The sequence below is a fragment of the Halomonas sp. QHL1 genome (assembly GCF_001882345.1).
Classification (GTDB): domain Bacteria; phylum Pseudomonadota; class Gammaproteobacteria; order Pseudomonadales; family Halomonadaceae; genus Vreelandella.
On record NZ_MINL01000001.1, the window covers coordinates 1,615,876 to 1,640,290 of the forward strand.

Genomic DNA, 24,415 nt, shown 5'->3' on the forward strand with positions numbered 1-24,415 from the left:
GCTTGTAACAAATTTTCACCAGCTAGCCAAAAAACTGGAATAGCATTAAAAATCATACGCTTAAAAATATTGAATACTTACTAAGCGGGTCGTTCGATAGCAAAACGGTCGCTAATTCGAATGTAATCACTGCCCGCTAATCGCCCAACAGGTTTGAGCTTATCCATATCCACATGGCGACCATCCCACAACGCATCATCAATATGGATGGAAACGACTTGGGCCAACACTAAGGTGCCAGCCAACGGTTGGTCGCCAAAACGAATCATATCGAACAGTTTGCAACCAAAAGCCACGGGAGCATTAGCAATCCGCGGTACGCTTACGCCAGACATCTCAGCCTTTTCAAGGCCGGCCAGGGCAAATTCATCCTCTCCTGGTGGCAAGGTGGCGCTGGTGGTATTAAGCGCTTCAATTAATGCTTCACTACCCACATGCACAACGCATTCTGATACTTCATTTAAATTACGCACTGTGTCCTTAAGTTCGCCGCTACCATTAAGCAGAGGAGAAAATGCGAGTACCGGTGGATTGACACTGACGACATTGAAGAAGGAAAACGGCGCCAAATTGGTGTTTCCCCGCTCATCCTGGGTAGACACCCAGGCGATAGGACGTGGGCAAACTGTGCCGGATAGCAACCGATAAATAACCCCAGGGCTTAGCGGGGATTCATCTAATAGGTAATCGCTCATTTTTGGCTCCTTGGTAACGGGTTTAAAAGTGCTATTTTTCAGAATACGCTTTAAAAATAGCCTTTCAGAGTACCCTTCTAGAGTAGTATCAATTTATAACAGCATTGCCAGCACAGATGCGTTTTACAAACATAAGCGCTGCCCAGCAAGGAACCGATTCAATGAAGATTGTCATTGCCGATGATTATCAGGACTGTGTGCGCAGTTTAGACGCCTTCAAGCAGCTAGACGGACAAGAGGTAACGATCTATCACGACACCCCTACCGACCTGGACGCGCTAAGTGCGCGTTTTCAGGAGGCCGAGGCGTTAGTGTTGATTCGTGAGCGTACGCCTATCACGGCTGCCCTACTGGAGCGCTTACCCAACCTGAAAGTCATTAGCCAGACGGGTGGCGGTGCAGCGCATGTGGATATGGAGTCTTGCCGCCGCCATGGCGTCACCGTAATGGCGGGCACTGGCTCGCCTTATGCGGCGGCAGAATTAACCTGGGGTTTAGTGCTGGCGGCAATGCGCCATATACCGGCAGAAGTTGAGAACCTGAAAGCGGGCCGTTGGCAGCGTACCTTAGGCACAGGTCTTAAAGGTCGCACCCTAGGCATTTTTGGCTATGGGAAAATCGGCAGCCTAGTTGCACGCTATGGTCAGGCGTTTGAAATGAACGTGCTGGTATGGGGGCGTGAAGGAACCCGCCAACGCGCTACCGATGCGGGGTTTGAAGTGGCCAAAAGCCAAATAGACTTTTTCCAGCGTGCGGATGTACTCAGCCTGCACCTACGATTAAACGAAGACACCCGCGGTATCGTCAGCGCTGACTCCCTCACCCAGATGAAGCCTACATCACTACTGGTCAACACCAGCCGTTCCCAGCTATTGGCGCCTGGGGCGCTGGAACAAGCACTCAAAGCCGGGCAGCCTGGCCAAGCTGCGGTAGACGTATTCGATGCAGAACCTGTGTTTGAAAACTCACTGCTGGAACTGCCCAATCTGGTCGCCACACCGCACCTTGGCTACGTGGAAAAAGATAGCTACGAGCTCTACTTTGGCGATGCGTTTAGCAACCTGCTGGCCTATATGAATGGTCAGCCAGTCAACAATCTAGCGGGTTAATAGAGCGCACTAAATGGTGCAGCGACCCCCGCCTCTGTGCCAATTGTGCTAGCCTTATGGGTTCACGAGTAACACAGGGCCCATTAATGCTCACCATTTCTAGCAACGTTACCTTGGCTGATTGGGAGATTGATATTAGCCAGATTCGCGCTCAAGGCGCGGGCGGCCAGAACGTCAATAAAGTCGCCTCAGCGGTACACCTGCGTTTCGATATTCTTAGTTCAACACTGCCACCGCTGTACAAAGAGCGCTTAATGGCGTTGTCGGATCAGCGTATCAGCAAAGAGGGCGTGGTGATTATTAAAGCCCAGAGCCATCGGAAGCTTGAGCTGAATAAAGAGGATGCGCTGGCACGTTTAAAAGAGCTGATACAGAGTGCCACCAAACAGCAAAAAGTACGCCGCGCCACAAAGCCCACCAAAGGTTCACAGCGACGCCGCGTCGATCACAAAACCCGTAAGGGTAAAATTAAAACGCTGCGCGGTAAGGTGTCGGCATCTTAATGACTAAGCTCTCTACATCGCCCACTGGTCGCCCACTCTCGCCCTGCGTACAAATTTGCCAGATCGAGCCCACTACGTCAGTCTGCCACGGCTGTGGTCGAACGCTGGACGAAATCGCGGGCTGGGGGAGCATGACCGAAGCTGAAAAAGCCCCGGTATGGGAACGTCTGGAAAGCGAAGGTTACGTGTCTGTCAGCTAGGTTTCCGACGCGTCGCTATGTCTCAAGTGGCAATGTTTTCGGCTGGCGGCGGTCGTTTAATATATGGTGTAGCTCACCGCAAGCCACCATTGGATCGTCACAGTTGATAACAATCTCTGAGCGAGCCAACACGTAGCTGCGGCCAGTAATGGTGTTTTCCACCACTTGGTAAGCGCCTTCCTGATGGGTACCGACAAAAGTGCCGATAAACCCGGTCTCCCGCAGTGAAACGGTCTCTAACTTATCGCCCAGGTTGAGCCGCCCTTCGTAGTTCATCAACGCCAAGCGCGCCGAGGTGCCGGTACCCGTCGTACTGCGGCAAATAACCCCAGGATGGACGTAGGTCGTTGAACGTGAGCGTATATAGCCTTCTCCAATCTGCTCTTCAGGCCCCATAAAGTGCAAAAATGGCAGCGGTCCTACATCGCCCAGGGTGTAGTGGGAAAATCCCCGTTGCGCTTTTATTGCTTCGACAATTTTGTAGGCACACTCCGACAGTGCGCGCTCCTCATCACGCACCAGCTTAAAGCCCAGCTCAGTGGCATCGACCAAGGCGTAAAAACCACCGCTATAGGCGATTGAGTAGGTGACTTCACCAATCCCAGGTACTTGAATCGTATCGCGATAGGTATCGATATAGCTGGGCAGGCCGCCACAAGTAATCGACTCCACCACGCCGTTATGCACCTTCGCTTCGATTTGCACTAACCCCGCTGGCGCTTCCAGCTTAAAGCGCTGTATGCCTTCCTGCTTGGGTACAATGCCGCTCTCCAGCACCGCTGTGGCGGTACACAGCGTGTTGGAGCCGGAGTAAATGGGGTACCCCATCACTTCCATAATGATGTAACCCGCTACCGCGTCCGGGTGGGAGGCAGGCACCAGCAAGTCGACCGACATTTCCGGGATGCCGTAGGGCTCTTCAAGCAGCAGGCGGCGCAAACCATCGGCATCGTCACGTAGGTACTCCATCTGCTCGCGCACAGTAGCGCCAGGCAGACCATCAATCCCCCCTGTGACAATGCGGCTAACATCGCCTCCGGCGTGAGTGTCCATTAGCTGGATGGTATGAAGGTTATGCACTAGTGGCGCTCCTGAACGTCAGAAGAGGAATTTTCAAGGGCAAACGCGGCACCGTGAGATGCCCACTGTGCATCGGGAACAAGCACAATTTTGCCCAGATAATTGCTGCCCCGATTGACAAAGTAGCGCTCGGCGGCATGCAGATCAGATAACTTAAAGGCCGCATGGAGTACCGGCTTCAGTTCACCGCTGCGGATCCACGCCACCAGCTGCTCGGCCTCTTCTCGGGTGCCGTGGGAAACGCCAAATATCTGTACTTGATAAAGATACACGCGGGTCCACATCATTTCGCTAAGATTGCCACCGCTGGCACCGGCAATGGAGAGGCGCGGGTAGCTCTTACGTCCCTGCATATCGACAATCATGGTGTCGATAAATAGGTTGGTCATCTCGCCACCCACCAAATCCATCACCGCATCAATCGGTTTGCCGTCTGTGGTATCCAGCACCCGGTCAACAAACGTCGGCAGGTCGCCACGATCAATCACCGCTTCCGCACCGAGTGCTTTGAGCGCCTCGGCTTTGTCCAACTGGCTAACGGCATACGGAACAGCACCCACAATACGGCAGAGCTGAATGAGCGCAGTGCCCACACCGCCGCTGGCACCACTGACCAGTACACGTTCGCCGGCACTCACCTTGGCGGCAGTCATCATGTGGTAAGCGGTCTGATAAGAGCACATACCCATTGAGGCCAGTTCAGCATCATGCAGCTCGGGGTTAGGCACGTGATAAAACTGATCAGCAGGCACGGCGATATACTCAGCGAAGCCACCATCGGCCCCGTGGCCGTAATAATCGGGCGTTAGATTAATATCTCGGCGCTCATCGGCGTAGATATTAAAATCAAGCAGCCCGCGCTGACCTATGCGCTCGGCGTCAACGCCCTCACCGACCGCCACTATGCGGCCAGCTACGTCGGCACCTTGAATACGCGGGAAGGTTAAGGTTGGCGTACCGCCCATGGCAAAGGAGGTAACATCGCCTTTATCCTTGGTGGGATAAAGCCCTTCCCGCGCTTTTCGGTCAGTGTTGTTCTTCGCCGTTGCGGTCACCTGCACCAGCACTTCGCCCGCCTTGGGCCGCGGTGTGGCGATATCCTGATGATATTCCAGCTTCTCGATACCGCCATGTCCGGTCAAAAGCATGGCAGCCATTGTGGTGGGCACCGTGGGTGTCGTCTCGGCCATGGAGTGACTCCTATGTTGGGCTAACGCCCGATTAGCTAAAAACAGGGACGCCAATCAGTACGGTGTGCAAGTAAAAGGCAAACACCACATACGCTATCAAGCCGACGAGAACGGTAGCAATGGTGGCCATTTTAGATGTTCTGACGGGCGCAGGCGGTGTAAGGCGGTCGCGCTTTTTGGCAGTTTTAAATGCCAGGATAGCCCAGATAAGAAAGGCAGCAAAAAAGATAATATCGCCCAAGAGACCGTTGGCCAGCAGGTGAGCAAACGCCCAGATTTTAACCGCCAGCATCATTGGATGGCCAAGCTTGGCTTTAATCGCGTTATGGGGAATGTAGGCCGCCACTAGCATAATAAAGGCGGGCACCATCAGCAGCGCCACCGCATGGCGCATTCCCATTGGCGGATACCAGATATAGATAGGGTCGAGGCGCATCTGGCCAAAACCGTAAATAGCAATGGCGAGCCCAACGATAGATACCGCCGAATAGGCTACTTTCCAAGTGGTTTCGCCGTGTTTCGCAATCTGCTGCTGACGCCAGTTTTCAGCAAAGATGCGTACAGAGTGGCTGCCTAAAAAAATCAGCAGCCCGATAATCATAATCGTCATGGAACAACTCCCGGTAAAAACGCTAGTCGACGGCTTTATGCCTTATAGTCTTGGTCGCTGGAGAGGATGCCACACTAAGCCGTCAAGCACCTATGCATGCGTCAACTTTTCGTTTCCTGGCGGGTCGTTCCCCGGCGCGGCTAGAACCAGTCCTTAAAACCAGTCTTTAAAACCAGTGCTTGCGCTTAAACAACCAAATCAGTACCCCGCCGATACCCAGCATGGCACCCCAAACAAAAAAGTAGCCGTACTGATAATGTAGCTCGGGCATATTTTCGAAGTTCATGCCGTAGATTCCGGCGATAAACGTTAGAGGAACAAAGATCGCGGTAATCACGGTGAGTACGCGCATGGTGATATTTAGCTGGTGGGAAGAAATAGAGATATAGCCATCGACCAAGTCACCGCAAATGTCGTAGTACATTTGGGTCAAGGTGTAGAGACGCTCAAAGCGATCCGCTACATCGTTGATGGCGTGCAGGGTTTCACTCTTTTCGCGTGGTAAATGCTCATAGTCGTAAGCGGTGAGTTCTTGGGTAATCCCCTGGTGGTAGCTAAAGATGCGGCGCATTTTAACCAACCGGGAACGGTAACTAATGATCTTACGCATTAGCACATCATTACCATTTTCCAGCAGTTCGTCTTCCAGATCGCTTAACGCCGTTTCAAATTCGAGCAAGCTATCGATATAAAAGCCCGCTGAAATGTACATCACCCGCAGCGCAACGTGTTCCGGGGAGTGGGCCAGTAGCGCTTTACCGTGCTCGTTAAATAGCCGTTCTATAGAGAGCGCTTGACCGGGGTGCAGCGTGACCAAGAAACGTTCGCCCACAAAAAAACAGACCTGTTGAGGTAGATAGTTCAGTTCAGCATCGAAGGAGGAGATGCCGCGATAAATAATCAGCGTGTGGTTGTCAAACTCTTCAATTTTAGGCGGATGGCGCTCTTTATGGGCATCTTGAATCGCCATCGGGTGAAACTCAAACGTCTCTAAAATTGTCCGTTCGCTTTGCTGGGACTCCCCCTGCATATCGATCCAGATATGGCTACCAGGCGTGGATTGACACACTGCTAACAGGCTTTCATCGCCCTCGTGAGTTTCGCCTTCAGGAGTGGTCAGAATAGCTCGAATCATGGTCGTCCTTGATTGTTTCCGGTCTTAATAAGCACTATCCGCAGGCTGGGCAATACGTACTTGGGCTTTTCCAGAACGTTTGGCTTCATACATAGCTACATCAGCGCGCTTAAGCAGTTCATTGGCTGTCTCAGCGCTCGCGGGTAAATAAACCGCAACGCCGATACTAACACTGACGTGCAACGCTGCATTGCCAGCGTCCAGCGGCTCTTGAACCACCTTAACTAATTTATTGGCCAGCGACTCGATTGCCGTGGGCTCACTCCCTTCTAAGAGTAAGACGAACTCGTCCCCGGCCCAGCGTGCTATATAATCGGTTTCGCGTATTGTTTTCCCCAATCTGTTAGCGATCACACGCAGCAGTTCATCACCCACGGCGTGCCCATGGGCGTCGTTAATCGCCTTAAAACCATCTAGGTCCATAAACAGAATGGCTAACGGTTGCTGGGTGCGTCGAGTGCGTGCCATTGCCTCAGGCAACCGCTCATCCAAAGCGCGCCGGTTAGGCAGCTTGGTTAATACATCTTCACGGGCCTGCTGATCACGCAGCCGCTCTAGCTGCTGTCGCTCGGTAATATCGTGAATAAAGAGACTTCGCCGCTCACGCTGGTCGATTATCAATTTTTTGACGCGCACCTCAACGGGTAGTTCAGTGCCATCATAACGGCGGGCCATAAACTCAATAGCCGTCCGGTCATTAGCATCAGGCAACCCAGAGGGGAAAATCAGCTGTGTGATTGGCTTAGCCAGGGCCGCTTTTCGTGGCCAGCCAAACATCATTTCAGCCGCTCGATTCCAATCCAAAATAACGTCGTGGGCATCAATGCTGATATAGGCGTCGTAAGCAGACTCAATAACTAACTTGAGCTCGTTAGTACGCCGCTCGATTTGGCTCTCCATGCTTCGGTGCAACTCACTGAGCGCTTGCTGGGAGGCGTGGGCATTCTTCTTCTCGAGTACCAGACGCTCTCGCAGGTGAATTTCATCAGTGACTATCGCTGCCAAATCTTGCAGGGCCGCCAACTCATTCTCACTAATGGTGCGCGGCTTCGTGTCAATCGCGCAGAGCGAGCCTAGCGACAGCCCTTTTGTTGTACACAGCGGAATACCTGCATAAAAGCGAATACCGTCAACAGCCGTCACAAACGGATTGTTTGCAAAACGAGGATCCTGGCGGGCATCGCTAACAATCAATGGTTCTGTGGTCATAATGGTGTAAGCGCAGAAAGCTACATCGCGAGAGGTCTCGCGGGTCTCAACGCCGACGCGTGATTTTATCCATTGGCGTTTAGCATCAATCAACGTCACCGTTGAGATGGGCACATTTAGCAGCTTAGTTACCAGCCTAGTGACCCGGTCAAAGGCAGGCTCGTCAGGGGTGTCTAGCAGTTCAAGCTCATAAAGGGCTGCTAATCGCATCTCTTCGTCAGGTGCTATGGGATAGCTCATTATTGTATTGCCCATGAGATAGCTATAGTGCTGCCAGCATATCGCGACCAGCCCTTTATTGCTTGCTACTCACTTGTTTTTAGCCAAACCCGCGAGCAGGACGCTGGTTAGCGTTGAAGCGATTAAGGCACCAACGAATGGCCCCAGCGTGGGGATACTGCCCGGAAAACTGGCAGCCACCACACCATCTATCAGGCTTCCCTGGCTTACCCATCCAGGCAGAATGGCACCCAGCAAACCTGCGACGCCTCCGGCAATCGCCGCGACCGGCGTCATTCGTTGCCACAGCCCGAGCAGTACAGGCACCACAATGGCAGCACACAGCAGGTCGGCAATCAAAAACAGCCGCAATACCGATAATCCCTGCAAAGCAATCAATACCACCGGAACCATCACCACTATCGTCACCCAGCGGGCAGCCCCCAGGGAAACACCCTGCTGCCCGCTGCGCGCTACCACCAGCGAGGCAATGCCGTTTTGCAGCGTATCAACGCTGGAGGCCACCAGAGTGACCGCCAGCACTAAGGCGGGTAACGTTAGCCAAATGGGGGCATCACTAAGTAAGGCAAAAAACGGCATCGGCGGCTCCCCCAGAGGCACACCGCTCATCGCGGCTAACACGCCCAGACCGCCAATCACCATGACGACAACGACTGTCATCGCCCCGCCTAACCATGCCCCGCGCCCCAGGCTTTGATCGTCTTGAGCGGCCCACACGCGCTGCCAATAGCCTTGGTGGAAAAGGTTCGCAGCGGTTACCGCGATCACCAGCGTTAACGCTACGCTGAGCGCACTGGTGATGGGAATGGACGGAAGCGCAGTCTCAGTGGGAATAGTGGGAAGCCGCCATAGCGCCATGCCACCCACCACACACAGCAATACCAGCAACAGCCACGCCTGCCATCGGTCAGTGGCAAGGCTGGCACGCAGGCCACCCGCTGCGGTATAGATTAGCGTGGTAAGCGCTACGCCAATAATTACCAGTGCCGGTGGCACATCGGAAAGTAACGCGGTGATTGCCCCAATGGCGGTTAGCTCTGCGGCTAAAAAACAGGCCATATAGGCGATTGATACCAGCGTCACCCAACGCCTTACTCCAGGGCCATAGCACGCTTCAGCGAACTCGGCGATGCTGCGCCCTTCGGGCAACGCACGGCGAATCTTCGGCCCATACAGTCCTAATACAATGAAAGGCAGTGCAGATCCTAGCGCATAGCCTGCTAGGGCCAGCGGGCCAACAAAGGCACCAATTTCAGGGGGCGCAAAGAGAATCCATGCGCCCATTCCTGAGGCAAGAAAGGAGAGTCCTAGGGTAGAAGCTGTTTGCGAGTTGCGGGCGGTGACGTAATCATCAAGTGGGCCATCCACCCAGCGAGCACGCAGACCTAAATAAGCAAAGCAGCACAGCGCCGCGCCAAGCACGGCTGACGTCAGGTAAAGCATGTCGCACTTCCTCCGCCGGTACTAACCGGATCAGGTTCCAGGGTCTGCGCAGCACGCATCTCAGCCCCTTTAAAGCAGGGCTCCCCTGGCGACAGTGAATGTAGGAGTTTTTTCTAAACGCTTTTTTTCAGTACTTTTCTAAGCGTCATCTCAAGAACTATTCTCAATCATAATCACAGCTTAGTAAAGTTAAGGCGTGGTGGTGGCATCTTAGCGAGGCACTCGTCCCATCAGGTAGAACTCTTCATTGGGCGGTGTGCCCGCCAGTGTGACCAACCGATTCGACAGGCCAAAAAACGCCGCGATGGCGCCTATATCCCAGCAATCCTCTTGGCTAAAGCCTACTTCAAGCAGGCGGGTAAGCCACTCGTCGGTCATTTCCCCAACATCGATAGCACAGTGCATAGCAAAATCGAGCATCACCCGGTGGCGCTCGCTAATCGGCGCCACGCGATGGTTGATCGCCACTTGGTCAGCGAGCAGCGGATCTTTACTGTAAATGCGCACAAGTGCGCCGTGAGCAACTACACAATATAGGCAACGATTACGCGCGCTGGTAGCCACTACAATCATCTCTTTTTCGGCTTTGGTGAGGGTATCCGATTCACGTTCCATCAGCGCATCGTGATAGGCAAAGAAAGCCCGAAACTCGCCGGGGCGGTGGGCCAACATCAGAAAGACATTGGGTACAAACCCCGCTTTCTCCTGAACTGCCAAAATGGTACTGCGAATATCCTCTGGCAGATCATCCAATGTTTCAGGCACATTAAAACGACTTAATGATGCAGACATACTCACCTCTTTATTGTTAAGTTTAATCATCTGGTAAAGATGGGTTAGCAGACAGGTAACAAAAAGCTAAATTAAGTTGCTTTTAATCAGCTACCCTGCTCGCCATACTATGGATTCGATCTGTAACAAAAGCCGCGCGCTACTCTTAATAAACAGTTCGTTCAAAGGGACACTGTCATGAGCTATAACGAAGCCAAGGAACATACCCCCGGTCGTCTAAACGAGCTGTTTTCTGACCCCTACCGAGCGTTTGAAAATGATACAGATGAGCGTCAGCTACATATTCGTATAATGCTGCATATGTTGCTTGCCCGCCCCATGACACGAGGTCAAATGACACTCCGGGTCATTCATGGCTGGGAAAACGGCGGTTGTGAGCCCGAAGACCTGCAGCATATCGACTACCCCCTCAGTGGTGTGTCTGACTTTAAGCGTGCGGTGCAGAATTTTGAACACGCCTCCAAGCACAACACACCACTCCCTGCCGACAAAAGCGCCATTCTTGCCGCCCCACTAGCCGATGCAATTGCCGATGCCGAAGCCGAAGGGCAGGACCTCACCAACGACATTCGCGATACCCCAGCGCGCTGGCCAGCGTTCGAGGGCGGCTTGGCCCTGTATACGTTGTTTAAAATGTACCACCGGTTGATTTATGGCGAAGATGACACCTACCGCTGCACACAATGCATGACACCGCTGGGTATGCGCGAAATACATGAGTTTCACCTTGAAGAGGGTGAATTCGCGCTACTGGTGCCACCCGCCCAACACTTCATGAACGAACCTTCCCTACTGGTTCTGCATGAAAGCCAACTCAGCCCCATTGAGCAGCTGCTTGAAGAGAGCCTCCCGCTGTTTGATAACTTTTAAGCCAGCCACTTAGCTACATTTGCACGGCGATGAACTGATGCCTTTAGCAACTGGCCCCGCTTTAAGCGGGGCCAGTTAGTGTCACTTTATTTAACCCAGCGAAATCGTGCTATTAATGCCACTAGAAACATTTTCTGGTTCAAACCATCGTGCCGTCACGGTTTTTGTTTGTGTCCAGAAAGCGATCGCCTGCTTACCGTTAGGGCCTAAGTCGCCCAGCTTTGAAGCTCTTGAACCGGTGAAACTGAAGTAAGCAACCGGCACAGGAATCGGCACGTTAATACCAATTTGGCCAACGTCGATATCGGTTTCAAAACGGCGCGCGACCCAACCAGAGTTGGTAAAGATGGACGTCCCGTTGCCGTTGGGGTTGGCATTGATAAAGCCAATCGCCTCATCCAGCGTCTCAACACTGACCACACACAGCACAGGGCCAAAAATCTCTTCGCGGTAAATGGTCATATCGGCGGTAACGTCGGCAAACAGAGTCGGCCCCACGAAGTTACCGTTGGGGTAACCCTCTACCTGAATGTTGCGACCATCGACCATCAGTTTGGCACCCTCTTTCTCCCCCGCATCGATTAAACGCAGTACACGATCACGGGCTGCTGGTGACACCAAAGGACCCAAATCCGCATCAAGTTGAGTACCCGGACCTACTTTCATTGCTCGGGCCGCATCGACAATATCGCTCAGCCACTCACGTGCATCTCCCACGAGCACCACCACCGAGTTGGCCATGCAGCGTTGGCCCGCAGCGCCAAAGGCAGAGCCCAGTAGGTTGTTGATCGCCTGGCTACGATTAGCATCGGGCATAACCACACAGTGATTCTTGGCGCCCATCATCGCCTGCATGCGCTTGCCCGCCGCTGCCGCACGGTTATACAGCAGCGAACCCACGTGGGTAGAGCCGATGAACGAGAGTGCTTTAATATCCTGATGATCAGCGATTTGATTGGCCACGTCCGGGCCGCCGTGCACTACGTTGAGCACACCCGCAGGGACACCCGCTTCGTGGGCGAGCTCCACTAAACGCATGGTAGAGCTGGGATCTTGTTCGGAGGGCTTAAGAACAAAGGTATTACCGGTGGCAATCGCCAGCGGGAACATAAAGCAGGGCAACATAATCGGGAAATTAAATGCGGTAATCCCAGCCCCCACCCCCAGCGGTTGATGCATGGTGTAAACGTCTACTTCGTTGGCAGCATTTTCGGCTAATTCACCCAACTGCAGCGAGGTAATCGAACAGGCGTGCTCTACTACTTCCAGACCACGCCCTACTTCGCCTTCCGCATCGGGCAGGGTTTTACCGTGCTCTTCAGTAATCAGTGCCGCCAGTTCAGCGGTATTGTCACGAATTAGTGCCTGCAGCTTGAGCATAATGCGCATGCGCTTACCCAGCGGCACTTTACGCCACTCCTTGAACGCCTCTTTAGAGTTGCTGATAGCGCGCTCTACTTCGTCAGCGGTACAGAATGGCACACGAGCCACTACTTCTTGCGTCGCTGGATTGACGACATCGCGCCACTCCTGGCTTTGCGACTGCACGGGCTGACCGTCGATATACATGGGAATTTCGCGAACGGACATAGCGTTGCTCCTATCTATGATTGTGGTTGTTATGGGTGCGAGTATTGAAAAAAGCTGTTTTTAAAGTGCTTCGCGGTAAGACAAGTACACAGGGTATAGCAGCAAGTTGACGTTAACGTCAATCAAGTATCACATGAGTAAATAAAATCTGCAGCAGGACGTCAATTAGCCTTTCCATTGTGGCACCGCGCTGGCTATGCTTCGGCTAACCAGGGTACCGCAGCCTCGCGGATCGCAATGGCGAAAGCTCGTGTTTAAACACAGGGAATTATCTATGCAGACCTTTAGCTGCCGCTGTGGCAATCCGCTGTTCTACGAAAACACCCACTGCCTTGCCTGTCATTCAGAAGTAGGCTGGTGCCCTGCTTGTAGCAATATAGTTTCCATTGAACCCTTGGATAACGGCGGCTATCGCTGCACCCAACCAGGTTGTGATACGGCGCTAATGAAGTGCTACAACTACGCTGTCGAAAACGTGTGCAATCGTCTGGTGGTGATGGAACACGGCCAAGCGGACACACTCTGTGACTGCTGCCGTTATAACGCCATGATTCCCGACCTGACTATCAATGGAAACCGTGAGCGCTGGGCGGCACTCGAAGCAGCAAAGAGGCGCCTGTTTCATACCCTCGATCTACTCAAACTGCCCCACGGTACCCAAGAAAATGATATTGCGGTGCCGTTAAGCTTCTCGTTTATGGCCGATGCACTGCCAGACCAAGGACTATGGCGCTCTACCGCTAACCAGGAGAAGGTGTATACCGGCCATGCGGCAGGACACATCACCATTAACGTCAAAGAGGCCGACGACGTTGAGCGCGAGCGCCTGCGGGTCGATATGAATGAATCCCACCGCACGCTGATCGGTCATTTCCGCCATGAAATCGGTCACTACTACTGGGATGTATTGGTTAAGGATCGCGATGAAGAGGCATGTCGCGCGGTATTTGGCAACCATCACCGGCCAACCTACGCCGAAGCGTTAGAGCGCTACTATCAGCAGGGTGCCCCCGGCGACTGGCCTAACCGCTACATCTCCGCTTACGCCACCATGCACCCTTGGGAAGATTTTGCCGAAACATTTGCCTACTACTTGGATATGGTCGCCGTGCTGGATACCGCACTGCACATGGGCATCACCCACGTTGAGTACGACGGCAGTCTGGAGAGCATGCTGATTGCTTTTCATCAGGTGGGGATGGCGGTGAATGAGCTTAACCGGGATATGGGCCTGCTCGATTTGGCCCCAGGGGTGCTTGCCCCGGCGGTGCAGGAGAAGCTGGCGTACCTGCATAAAATCGTGCAGGCCGCCAGCCCGCTAGAGCGCGACTCCCCCACCGGTTAGTCGTTATCGTTGTCCCCCGCGTGGCTTTGACTCTGGCTCTGACTCTGGGTTTGGGTAACGCGGGGAACGCTGTCGTCATTCACAAAGTAGGTTGCGCTAAGCGTATCGTGGATGGCGGCAAAGCCGATCTGCAGCTCGTCGATAAACAAGTGCAGCTTGCTGGGTGAATGGGCCAGCGCTTGGATATCGGCATCCACCACATCGGCGCGCACCAGTGAAACGGTCGCCGCCGGACGGTCCTGGCGAGGCAGTAGCGTCAGCTCATGGCCCAGGGTTTCAAGGCTGCAAGCAATCGAACGCGGCAGGTTAGGATCTTGCAGCAAAAAGCGCAATACATCGGGGCCGCGCACGCGCAAGCGCACCTGCTGGCGGTACATTTGGTAGGCGGTGAGCGACTTGAGCACGCTCATCCACTGCAGGTTCTCAAATGGCAGCAGCTCTTCAGGGTTTTGCGGCAGCAGGCTGGCGGAGCGCACATCCACAATACGGGTGGTCATATCGGCCCGCTCTAACTGACGCCCCAGCTCGATAAAGGTGCGCGCAGGGCCATGGCTTAACGTGCCTTCAATCAGTCCCGTTAGTGCCTGGCAGCCACGAATAACACTTTTGAGAAAGCTATCGCGACGGCGTGGACTAACGCCATTTTCGGCATGATCGGCGACGCTCAGATAGAGCTGGTTAACCTCTTCCCAAATCTCCCGGGGCACCACATCCCGGGTGGTTCTCAGGTTCTCGCGGGCACTGGCAAGCGCGGAAATAATCGAAATATCATTGTCACTATCGGCGCACAAAAAGTGCACTACATTACGTTCATCGAAGTCGGTATGGCGTGCGGTAAAGGCTTCCAAACTGCCGGTCATTTCAATAAGAGGTGCCCAACCGAGCGGCAAACGCCCGGGCAAGTCGAGCATAAGGTGGCTATTGACGCTCAGTAAGCGCGCGGTATCTTCCGCACGCTCAATATAACGCGCCATCCAGTAGAGGTTCTCTGCAACGCGTGACAGCATGGCGTTAGGCTCCTTTCACCGCGGCCGCTGCCGCCTTATCGTCGGTTTCTACAATCCAGGTATCTTTACTGCCGCCACCTTGCGAAGAGTTCACCACTAGTGACCCTTCAATCAATGCCACCCGTGTTAAGCCACCGGTGGTGACATGAATTTCAGGACCCGAGAGTATGAAAGGGCGTAAATCCACATGGCGCGGCTGCGGCAAGCCATTCGCCAACGTAGGCGTGGTCGACAGCGCCAGGGTGGGCTGCGCCATATAGTTGCGAGGGTTCGCCGTAATCAAGCGGGCAAACTCTTCGCGGGTCTCTTTGGTTGAGCGTGGGCCAATCAGCATGCCGTAGCCCCCTGACTCATTGGCCGGTTTCACTACCAGCTCATCCAGGTGGTCGAGTACGTAGCGTCGGTCGTCTTCGAACATACACAGGTAGCTGGGCACGTTGGGGATCAGCGGCTCTTGGTCGAGGTAGTAGCGAATCAACGCGGGAACAAAGGCGTAAACGACCTTATCATCCGCCACACCAGCCCCCGGTGCATTGGCGAGCGCTACTTTACCCGCCCGCCAGGCGCGCATTAGGCCCGCCACCCCCAGCATGGATTCAGGATTAAACGCTTCCGGGTCGAGAAACTCATCGTCTACACGGCGATAAATAACATCGACCCGGCGTAGCCCTTCCACGGTGCGCATGTACACCACATCATCGTCATCAACGAGTAGATCACTCCCCTGCACCAGCTCGACACCCATCTGTTGGGCCAGGTAGGCGTGCTCAAAGTAGGCAGAGTTGTAGATCCCCGGGGTTAGCACCACCACCTGCGGGTCATCACCAGGCCTTGGCGACATCGCCGCCAGCATGTCGTAAAGATGCGCGACGTAATCGTCAACGGGCAGAATTTTGCCTGAGGCAAAGAGCTCCGGCAGTACCCGTTTGGTGACGTTGCGGTTTTCCAGCATATAGGAGACACCGGAAGGAATGCGTAAGTTATCCTCCAGCACGTAGAGCGTGCCGTCGCCGTCGCGCACGAGGTCTGAACCACACACATGGGCCCACACACCGTGAGGCGGATTAATGCCCACACACTGGGGGCGGAAATTAACCGACTGCGCCAGCACCTCGGCGGGTAGCACTTTGTCCTTAATGACTTTTTGATCGTGGTACAGATCATCGATAAATAGATTAAGCGCCTGCACGCGCTGCTTAAGGCCCGCCTCGGTTTTACGCCACTCACTGGCGGGAATAATCCGCGGCACAATATCAAAGGGCCAGGCGCGATCAATCATCGCGCCTTCAGAGTAGACGGTGAAGGTAATCCCCATGGTGCGAATAGCGATCTCTGCCGCGGTTTTCCGCTCAGCTAGCTCACCGGCGCTAAACCTTGCCAACATGTTGCACAATTCACCCGCTGACTCGCGTGGCTGTCCGGGTGCGGCCATCAGCTCATCGTAGTAATCACGACACGCATAGTTATTCCAATTCACTTGGCTCATGGGCGCTCTCCTGGCGCTGGGTGGAAGCGGCAACTTCCTCATTGCTAAGTGTAGGCTTGCCGCGCGCAAAACAATCAAACAATTGAGAGCAAAATGCGTACCATCTTTTGCGATATTTCAACGTTTGCTTACCTAAACGCTACTTGACAGGGAGCATAAGAAACTTAAAGCGCCTTAATGCTCTATCTTGGTGCGGGGAGCTGGCATCAAGTTGGTGCATAACGTGATTTCCACTTTAGTTAAACGCCTTAGTTAAGATAGCGGCTGCAAAAAAGTAAAAGTGGAACGATACTTGCGGAACGTTCGGTTATTCCTTAGCCCAACCAACCGGTTGATATCGGTTCTTTTGAGGGTGGCCCATGACCATTCGCGTTGCCTTGTATCATCGTACGACTTACCACTTTGACCGTCCGGTGCGTCTTTCGCCCCACGTTATTCGGCTGCGCCCGGCACCCCACTGTCGCACCCACATTGAGTCGTACTCGCTCAAACTCTCCGGCGATGACCACTTTTTAAACTGGCAACAGGATCCGTTTGGTAATTTCAATGCCCGAGTGGTGTTCCCCGAACCGCGTAAAGAGTTAACCATTGCCGTCGAGCTAATTGCCCCGATGACGGTGATCAATCCGTTCGATTTCTTCTTGGACGATATTGCGCAAACGATTCCCTTTGCTTACCCAGAAGCACTGCGCCAGGAACTGGGCCCCTATCTTGAAATAACCGAGACTGGGCCGCGGCTGATGGAGTGGCTCAAAGCCGTGCCCCGCGAACCGACTACCACCGTCGATTTCTTAGTGGCGCTTAATCAGCGACTGCAGGATGACATCGGTTATCTAGTACGCCTGGAGCCTGGTGTTCAGAGCTGCGAAGAGACGCTGACACTCGCCAGCGGCTCCTGCCGCGACAGCGCCTGGCTGCTGGTGCAGATTTTCCGCCATCTGGGCCTTGCCGCACGATTTGTGTCGGGCTACCTCATTCAGCTCAAGCCCGATGTTAAAGCGCTGGATGGCCCCAGCGGCAGCGAGGTGGACTTCACCGACCTGCACGCCTGGACCGAAGTATTCCTGCCCGGCGCTGGCTGGGTAGGTCTCGACCCAACCTCGGGTCTGTTCGCTGGCGAAGGCCACATCCCGCTCGCCGCCACTCCGACGACCGGTAGCGCCGCGGCCATCACAGGGTTTTCGGATAAGTGTGAAGTCACTTTTGATGTGACCATGGAAGTCGAGCGCATCCATGAAGACCCACGGGTCACCAAGCCCTATAGCGATGAACAGTGGCAGCGTATCTGCACGCTGGGCGACCAAGTGGACGCTGAACTATTGCAGCAGGATGTACGCCTCACCATGGGGGGCGAACCCACCTTCGTATCCGTAGATGATATGGAGAGCCCGCAGTGGAATACCGAATCGTTAGGCGAGCACAAGCGCGAACGCGCCGAAGCACTGCTATCCCGGCTGCAGGCCGCTTACGCCCCCGGCAGCGCCATTCAGCAACAGCAAGGCAAGTGGTATCCCGGCGAACCGCTGCCCCGCTGGGCGCTAGCCTGCTACTGGCGTAAAGATGGTGTGCCGCTATGGCGAGACCCTCAATGGCTGGCCTGTATGGAAGGCGCCCCCAAGGTAGACGTTGATAATGCGATGGCGAAACGCTTCACCAAGGCCCTTAGCGAACGCTTGGGCCTTGCCGAACGCTATTGGATTCCAGCCTATGAAGATGCCTACTACTACCTTTGGAAAGAGCAGTCGCTGCCGGTCAATGTCGACCCGCGGGAAGCCAATCTCAAAGATGACGCCGAACGCCATCGCTTAGCCCGTTTGCTAGAGCAGGGATTGGACGAAGTCGTGGGCTACGCCCTGCCACTGCGACACTCGATCAGCCAAGCTCACCGCTGGGAGAGCGGCCGCTGGCCACTCAAGCGCGACCACTTATTTCTGGTACCTGGCGACTCGCCCATGGGCCTACGCTTGCCGCTTTCGGCACTGCCCTGGGCTGACCCAGAGGAGCAGCCGCAGCCTGAATCGCTGTTCGCGCCACGGCCTGAACTGGGCGATATTCACGGTGAAGTCGCCCGCCGCAACGCCGAACAGCTGCATATCAGCGATGCCGAACGCTTGGGTCGCTCAAGCCACCCTAGCCCATCGCATCCCGAGGGCGAATCCGTTCAACAGCAGCCACGGGCAAACATTGACCGGGAAAGTAGCGTCATTCACACCAGCCTATGTGTGGAGCCACGGGATGGCCGCCTGCATATTTTCCTGCCACCACTGACCAGCTTAGAGCACTACCTTGACTTGATTAGCACAGTTGAGGAGTGCGCCAAGGAGCTCGCTTGCCCGGTCATGGTAGAGGGTTACTCGCCGCCGAGAGACCCGCGCCTGGAAAACTTTATGATCACCCCCGACCCCGGCGTGATCGAAGTAAATATTATGCCCGCGGCCAGTTGGCAAACCCTAGTGGCACAAACCGAACGGCTGTATGCCGAGGCACGGGAGACCCGTCTGGGCACTGAAAAATTTATGCTGGATGGGCGCCATACCGGCACCGGCGGCGGCAACCATGTCACCCTCGGCGGGTTGACGCCTGACGACTCACCGTTTCTGCGTCGTCCGGACCTGCTGGCCAGTTTAGTCACCTACTGGCAGCATCACCCGAGTCTCTCTTACCTGTTTTCAGGGCTGTTTATTGGCCCCACCAGCCAAGCGCCGCGAGTGGATGAAGCGCGCCATGAAGCGCTCTATGAGCTGGAGATCGCCCTACAGCATATGCCCGAAGGCGAAGTGGTACAGCCCTGGCTGGTCGATCGCTTGCTGCGCCACCTGCTCACCGACCTAACCGGTAATACCCACCGTGCCGAGTTCTGTATCGACAAGCTCTACTCGCCGGATAGCGACAGCGGTCGCCTCGGTTTACTGGAACTCCGCGGCTTTGAGATGCCGCCCCATGCCCGTATGGGGCTGATGCAGATGCTGCTGATCCGCGCCTTGGTAGCACGCTGCTGGAAAACGCCCTACCGGGCCAAGCCGGTGCGCTGGGGAAGCGCCTTGCAGGATCGCTGGATGCTGCCCCACTACCTGTGGAATGACCTTGATGACGTGCTGGGTGACTTGCGCCGCCACGGCTTCGATTTTGACCTGGAGTGGTTTGCCCCCTTCTTGGAGTTCCGCTTTCCGCTGCACGGGCGCTTACATACCCCCATGCTCGACATCGAGCTGCGCCAAGCCATCGAACCCTGGCATGTGCTTGGTGAAGAGGCCTCCGCTGGCGGCACTGCCCGCTACGTGGATTCCTCGGTGGAGCGTTTGGAAGTCAAGGTTAGTGGCATGAGCGGTGACCGCTACGTAGTCACCTGCAACGGCCGCCGGGTACCCCTTTCAGCTACAGGTAGAAACGGCGAAGCCGTGGCCGGAGTGCGTTACCGCGCTTGGCAGCCTCCCTCGGCGCTGCATCCGCAAATTCCCATTCACGCGCCGCTGGTGTTTGATGTGGTCGACACCTGGAACCAGCGCTCAGTCGCGGGCTGTACCTACTACGTGGTGCACCCCACAGGGCGTAATTTCGATACCTTCCCGGTCAATGCGTTTGAAGCCGAAGCGCGAAGACTGGGGCGTTTTAGTGACAGCGGCCATCGCCATGGCCATCAGGTTCCCAAGCTGGAAACCCCCAGCCTGGAACTGCCGCAGACCCTCGACCTGCGCTGGACGCCTAGCTAATGTTTTTAACTAATCAGAAGGTACCTAAGCTAATGCTTTTCTCTTAGCGGCCAGTGCAGGATAATCCGCCACCTACTTTTTAGGATTACAAGGATAATGACGGCCCCTGTCTCTCCCTCACTTCTCGCGCCCGTGGCTAACGGGCTCGTTGAGGATTACTTAAACCAGCTAGGCAAGGGACAGCCCGGCACGTTCGACGCCATGCTCGATGGCCAGGGGCAGTTACGCCGCGGCTGGCAGAGCTTGCTCGGCTCGTTGGAAAGCCTGGGCTCGTCGGGTCGTCACCAGCAGCAAGACGAGATTCAGCGTCTATTGGCTGAAAACGGCGTAATTTTTAATATGCATGATGAAACCCAGGGGCGTTCGTGGCGGCTCGACCCGCTACCCTGGGTGATTGATCAACCACAGTGGCAAGCATTAGAAGCAGGGCTAATCCAGCGCAGTCGTCTGCTTAGCGCCCTCTATGACGATATTTATGGGCCCAAAACGCTCTTTGAAGCGGGGCTGCTGCCCACCCAAGAGCTGCTTGCCTCAGCGCATTTATTACTGCCCTGCCACCAGTCACTGCCCAATGACCGCGCGCCGATTATTTTCCACGGCGTGGATGTAATTCAGGATACTCAGGGCCAGTGGCGGGTGATGGCAGACCGCCTACAGGCGCCATCAGGCACTGGGCTTGCACTTGAAAACCGCATACTGATGGCCCGCGCGCTGCCGGATATGTATCGCAATGCGCCATTAAAGCGGTTAGCTGGGTTTCTTGACCTACACCACCGCACGCTGATCGCCATGGCCTATCAGCATCGCGATAACCCTACGCTTATCTTATTGACGCCGGGGCCGGGGAGCCCCCGCTATTTTGAGCACGCCTATTTAGCCAACTACCTCAATATTGCACTGGTAGAAGGGCAGGATTTGGTCGTCCGTGATACCCAGGTGTGGCTGCGCACACTGGGCGGTTTGCAGCCAGTCGATGTGATACTGCGCCACTGCGACGACGCTTACTGCGACCCTCTGGAGCTGCGCGGCGATTCGCAGTTGGGCGTACCTGGGTTACTGCAGGCCATGCGCGCAGGCGGCGTGGCGCTATCGAATGCTTTGGGTGTGGGCATTTTGGAAGCCCCGGTGTTAGCTGATTACTTACCGATGCTGTGCGAGCACCTGCTGGGTGAGACCCTGCTGTTGCCCAACGCCGATGCCTCGACTCAACCCGCCACTGCACCGATTTTTGATAGCCACTTACAGCGCCTGGAGCCCACCACGCTCAACCTACGCTGTTTTGTAACACGCACACCCAATGCCACTGCCAAAAGCAGCACTGCTGCTAAAAGTAGCGCGACTAGCGAGTACCAAGTAATGCCCGGTGGTTTAGCCTGGGTCGGCGAGCCTGGTTCGCCGTCCTTAAGCAGCACCATCGTTAAGGATGTGTGGGTTACGGCGGTCTCTCCCCAGCCACATGTTAGCCAGCTCCGCCAGGCCCGCGGCCCTGTGGTGGCTACCCGTGACGGCACCGACCTACCCAGCCGAGTAGCTGAAAGCCTATTCTGGTTAGGCCGCTACGGCGAGCGCTTAGACACCCGCGCGCGACTGCTGCGTGAAGCGCTGATGAGGTTAATGGAGTACGACCAGGATGAGATCGCCGATCAACTGCTCGATGAACTCCTGCTAGCCCTGGATATCACCACGTTAAACGAAGAGGACGAACAGCGGCTAAAGGCACCGCTGATTGGCTTTGATCTAAAGCGCGCCGCGCTGCTGGCCCAGTTTGATGACGTAGATCCTCAGGCGTTGCAGCCCCTTTTTGCACAGTTAATGCGCAACGCACGCAGCGTGCGTGACCATTTAGGCGACGACTCCTGGCGGGTAGTACACCAACTGCGCCAGCGCATGGCCACCTTCAACCCAAGCTTGGGAGCCAGCGCGGCGCGGCGCGCCTGCGAAGGGCTTTCTGCACAGCTAGCCGCCTTCTTCGGGCTATGTAACGAAACCATGCCGCATCACTACGGCTGGCGGTTTATGGATATTGGTCGCTTCCTGGATCGCGTGCTGGGACTGCTATCGCTGCTCAAGCTTACGCTCAATGCGCCGCACTCGCCGGGGCTGGCGCTATGGGAAGTCGTGCTCGCCACCACCGATAACTTTACCGCCTATCGCCGCCGCTACCGCAGCGAGCTTCACCCTGCGGCGATTCTCGATCTACTGCTGTTCGATGAAACCAATCCCCGTTCGGTGGGCTATATGCTCAAGCGCATTGAGCGTCAGATGGATCGCCTGCCGGGCAGCTCATCGCCCTACCGCAACGCTGAGCGACGGCTGTTAATTCAGGCCAATGCCGCACTCCATCTTGCCGACATTGATCGCTTAAGCCACTTGGCCGATACCTGCGAGGCGCAAGATGCCTTAGCGCAACTGCTGGATGCACTCATTGAACCTTTAAGCGCGCTTTCTGAAGCCATTAGCCAGAGTCATTTCAGCCATGTGGAGCGGCCACGCCAGTTAGTCAGCATGGAGCCCGATGCATGAACTACACGCTGCGCCATACCACCCGCTACCACTACAGCGCGCCAGTAACACTGTGCCATAGCGAAGCGCGGGTGCTACCGCGCAAAACCCCACACCAGCAGTGTGGCGCATCAGAACTGCAGATCAGCCCCGCGCCGCAGATACAGATGGAGCGCCGCGATGTATTCGGCAATCGAGTGCTCTATTTCGCTATGGAGGAAGTCCATCAAACGTTGGATGTCACCGTGGTAACGCCGCTGAGCACACAACCCTTAGCAACGCTACCGCCTACCTCCACAGCGTGGGAAAGCGTTGCTCAGCAACTTAACCAGGCAAACAGCTTTGATATTCAACTCTACCGCCTCGACTCACCGTTTATCCGCCGCAACGACGAGCTAGCCAATTTTGCCCACAGCTGCTTTACCCCAGGCAGGCCGATAGTCGAGGCGGCTTTAGCGCTTAACGAACTAATTTACAAAACGTTTGGGTATGATCCCAGCTTCACCACGCTGGCGACGCCGCTTAGCGAGGTACTCGCCAGCCGACGCGGGGTCTGTCAGGACTTTGCTCATCTGGCGATTGGTGCATTGCGCTCGGTAGGCCTCGCTGCACGCTATGTCAGCGGTTACTTAGAAACTCAGCCGCCGCCTGGGCAGCCACGGCTGATAGGCGCAGATGCTTCCCATGCGTGGCTGGCTACCTGGATTCCTGAATGGGGTTGGCTGGCCCTTGACCCCACCAACGGCACCGTGGCTGGCGAGCAGCACCCGGTGTTGGCCTGGGGGCGGGATTACGCCGATGTCGCCCCGCTCAAAGGCGTTATGAACGGAGGCGGTGAGCACCGGCTGGAAGTCGAAGTCGATGTGATGCCGTTGGCGGGTTGATACCCGCCAACTGGATATTAGGCCGACTCGTAGGCGGCCTTGAGGCGATAAAACTCTTCTACAATAGCGGCCATTTCATCGGCGTCGTAGTCACAAAGGCCGCTTACTACCAGCTTTTTGGAGCCCACCCCTACGGCTTCACCAGCGGACTCAATCGAGAACTCCAGCAACGCATCGGCGCGTTTACCCTGAACCTCTAGCGAAGAGTGGTTCAGCGTTAAGCCCGGCGAAAAGCCATCCAACCGCTCCAGTGAAAAGCCCATGCTATCGTAGATCACCAGTGGGCGTTTAGGGTTAAACATAACCCCGTGCTCTTCCATCAGCGGTTTGAGGTAGTGCGGGAAATTTTTGCCTGAAAACGCGACATAGCAGCGTGCAAAGGCTTCCACCACAGCGGGATCGTGGGTAATGTCACCGCTACGCACTACCTGCAAGTAGCATTTGCCGCTCTCATCGCAGACATGAAGTACACCATCCTCTGCTTCGCTAAACTTCAACGGCGTGTCAGCACCTACCATGTTGGTGAAGCGAAATTCCATTTGCCGCGACAACCCAAACTTTGTGAGTATCAGTACAAACAGCAGATCCCCAGGCACACAAAAACGGCGTGCATCCGGGTTATGGATAGGGTTGTAGTCACCAGCCACGCCTTTTGCGAAGCGACTGGCCTGCTCTGCGGAGATCACTACATACTCCCCGCGCTGCGCGTAAAAATCCTTGAACATGGCGTTTGTTGCCTGCCTAGCGTTGAAATCGAAGACCCGTCACTGCCCAACGCCGCGCATAATGCCATAAAACACGCCCAAACAGGAGTT

General features: G+C 55.2%; 20 protein-coding genes and 1 riboswitch. Of the genes, 8 read left to right on the forward strand and 12 right to left on the reverse strand.

The features are described 5' to 3' along the window. Positions 1 to 80: 80 nt before the first annotated feature. Complete coding sequence (locus QHL1GM_RS07440; protein WP_071693892.1) at positions 81 to 695, reverse strand: flavin reductase family protein; 615 nt, start codon at positions 693 to 695, stop codon at positions 81 to 83. A 161-nt stretch (positions 696 to 856) separates the two neighbouring features. Here QHL1GM_RS07440 and QHL1GM_RS07445 point away from each other — a divergent pair, with 161 nt between their 5' ends. The 3 genes from QHL1GM_RS07445 (at position 857) to QHL1GM_RS07455 (ending at position 2,507) form a co-directional block, all read left to right on the forward strand. Then, entirely contained in the window at positions 857 to 1,804 is a 948-nt protein-coding gene (locus QHL1GM_RS07445) for a D-2-hydroxyacid dehydrogenase family protein (protein WP_071693893.1), read from the forward strand. A gap of 86 nt (positions 1,805 to 1,890) precedes the next feature. Continuing rightward, a complete protein-coding gene (gene arfB, locus QHL1GM_RS07450) occupies positions 1,891 to 2,307 on the forward strand; it encodes an alternative ribosome rescue aminoacyl-tRNA hydrolase ArfB (protein ID WP_071693894.1) in 417 nt (138 codons plus the stop codon). Then, positions 2,307 to 2,507, forward strand: coding sequence for a DUF1289 domain-containing protein (locus QHL1GM_RS07455; protein WP_071693895.1), 201 nt, complete (start codon positions 2,307 to 2,309; stop codon positions 2,505 to 2,507). The genes arfB and QHL1GM_RS07455 overlap by 1 nt, the downstream gene beginning before the upstream one ends. 15 nt (positions 2,508 to 2,522) lie before the next feature. Here the strand turns inward: QHL1GM_RS07455 and QHL1GM_RS07460 are convergent, their stop codons facing one another. The 7 genes from QHL1GM_RS07460 to QHL1GM_RS07490 all read right to left on the reverse strand — a co-directional run bounded on the left by QHL1GM_RS07460 (position 2,523) and on the right by QHL1GM_RS07490 (position 10,206). Beyond that, positions 2,523 to 3,587, reverse strand: coding sequence for a proline racemase family protein (locus tag QHL1GM_RS07460; protein WP_175540360.1), 1,065 nt, complete (start codon positions 3,585 to 3,587; stop codon positions 2,523 to 2,525). Continuing rightward, a complete protein-coding gene (locus tag QHL1GM_RS07465) occupies positions 3,587 to 4,777 on the reverse strand; it encodes a zinc-binding dehydrogenase (RefSeq protein ID WP_071693896.1) in 1,191 nt (396 codons plus the stop codon). Before QHL1GM_RS07465 ends, QHL1GM_RS07460 begins: the two co-directional genes overlap by 1 nt. A 31-nt stretch (positions 4,778 to 4,808) precedes the next feature. Continuing rightward, positions 4,809 to 5,387, reverse strand: a complete 579-nt coding sequence (locus QHL1GM_RS07470; RefSeq protein ID WP_071693897.1) for an NnrU family protein — start codon at positions 5,385 to 5,387, stop codon at positions 4,809 to 4,811. A 166-nt stretch (positions 5,388 to 5,553) separates the two neighbouring features. After that, the gene (gene corA / locus QHL1GM_RS07475) at positions 5,554 to 6,522 is read right to left on the reverse strand and encodes a magnesium/cobalt transporter CorA (RefSeq protein WP_071693898.1); all 969 of its coding nucleotides are present in this window, start codon (positions 6,520 to 6,522) and stop codon (positions 5,554 to 5,556) included. Between the two features lie 24 nt (positions 6,523 to 6,546). Further along, positions 6,547 to 7,971 (reverse strand): diguanylate cyclase, encoded by a 1,425-nt coding sequence (locus QHL1GM_RS07480; RefSeq protein ID WP_071693899.1) that lies wholly within the window; start codon positions 7,969 to 7,971, stop codon positions 6,547 to 6,549. A gap of 69 nt (positions 7,972 to 8,040) precedes the next feature. Beyond that, positions 8,041 to 9,414: a sodium:solute symporter gene (locus QHL1GM_RS07485; protein WP_071693900.1), complete on the reverse strand. Its 1,374-nt coding sequence runs from the start codon at positions 9,412 to 9,414 to the stop codon at positions 8,041 to 8,043. Continuing rightward, positions 9,404 to 9,511: riboswitch (TPP riboswitch) on the reverse strand. It overlaps the preceding gene by 11 nt. Before the next feature lie 113 nt (positions 9,512 to 9,624). Continuing rightward, positions 9,625 to 10,206, reverse strand: a complete 582-nt coding sequence (locus QHL1GM_RS07490; protein WP_071693901.1) for a peroxidase-related enzyme — start codon at positions 10,204 to 10,206, stop codon at positions 9,625 to 9,627. A 177-nt stretch (positions 10,207 to 10,383) separates the two neighbouring features. Between QHL1GM_RS07490 and QHL1GM_RS07495 the strand changes: the two genes are divergently transcribed. After that, complete coding sequence (locus tag QHL1GM_RS07495) at positions 10,384 to 11,076, forward strand: hypothetical protein (protein WP_071693902.1); 693 nt, start codon at positions 10,384 to 10,386, stop codon at positions 11,074 to 11,076. Between the two features lie 90 nt (positions 11,077 to 11,166). On the opposite strand, the gene QHL1GM_RS07500 is transcribed toward QHL1GM_RS07495, so the two are convergent. Beyond that, positions 11,167 to 12,666 (reverse strand): CoA-acylating methylmalonate-semialdehyde dehydrogenase, encoded by a 1,500-nt coding sequence (locus tag QHL1GM_RS07500; RefSeq protein ID WP_071693903.1) that lies wholly within the window; start codon positions 12,664 to 12,666, stop codon positions 11,167 to 11,169. A gap of 274 nt (positions 12,667 to 12,940) precedes the next feature. Here QHL1GM_RS07500 and QHL1GM_RS07505 point away from each other — a divergent pair, with 274 nt between their 5' ends. Beyond that, positions 12,941 to 14,011 (forward strand): putative zinc-binding metallopeptidase, encoded by a 1,071-nt coding sequence (locus QHL1GM_RS07505; RefSeq protein ID WP_071693904.1) that lies wholly within the window; start codon positions 12,941 to 12,943, stop codon positions 14,009 to 14,011. Here QHL1GM_RS07505 and QHL1GM_RS07510 read toward each other — a convergent pair. Continuing rightward, positions 14,008 to 15,018, reverse strand: a complete 1,011-nt coding sequence (locus QHL1GM_RS07510) for an alpha-E domain-containing protein (protein WP_071693905.1) — start codon at positions 15,016 to 15,018, stop codon at positions 14,008 to 14,010. The two genes, QHL1GM_RS07505 and QHL1GM_RS07510, sit on opposite strands and share 4 nt — an antisense overlap. Positions 15,019 to 15,022: 4 nt before the next feature. After that, positions 15,023 to 16,504: a circularly permuted type 2 ATP-grasp protein gene (locus QHL1GM_RS07515; protein WP_071693906.1), complete on the reverse strand. Its 1,482-nt coding sequence runs from the start codon at positions 16,502 to 16,504 to the stop codon at positions 15,023 to 15,025. 359 nt (positions 16,505 to 16,863) lie between these two features. On the opposite strand from QHL1GM_RS07515, the gene QHL1GM_RS07520 reads away from it, so the two are divergent. From QHL1GM_RS07520 to QHL1GM_RS07530, 3 genes are all read left to right on the forward strand, one after another. Beyond that, positions 16,864 to 20,214, forward strand: coding sequence for a DUF2126 domain-containing protein (locus tag QHL1GM_RS07520; protein WP_071693907.1), 3,351 nt, complete (start codon positions 16,864 to 16,866; stop codon positions 20,212 to 20,214). Between the two features lie 96 nt (positions 20,215 to 20,310). Beyond that, on the forward strand, positions 20,311 to 22,737 hold the full coding sequence (locus QHL1GM_RS07525) for a circularly permuted type 2 ATP-grasp protein (RefSeq protein WP_071693908.1): 2,427 nt from the start codon (positions 20,311 to 20,313) through the stop codon (positions 22,735 to 22,737). Further along, positions 22,734 to 23,600 (forward strand): transglutaminase family protein, encoded by an 867-nt coding sequence (locus QHL1GM_RS07530; protein WP_071693909.1) that lies wholly within the window; start codon positions 22,734 to 22,736, stop codon positions 23,598 to 23,600. The genes QHL1GM_RS07525 and QHL1GM_RS07530 overlap by 4 nt, the downstream gene beginning before the upstream one ends. A 17-nt stretch (positions 23,601 to 23,617) precedes the next feature. Here the strand turns inward: QHL1GM_RS07530 and QHL1GM_RS07535 are convergent, their stop codons facing one another. Continuing rightward, the gene (locus tag QHL1GM_RS07535; protein WP_071693910.1) at positions 23,618 to 24,325 is read right to left on the reverse strand and encodes a DUF3581 family protein; all 708 of its coding nucleotides are present in this window, start codon (positions 24,323 to 24,325) and stop codon (positions 23,618 to 23,620) included. Positions 24,326 to 24,415: the final 90 nt, after the last annotated feature.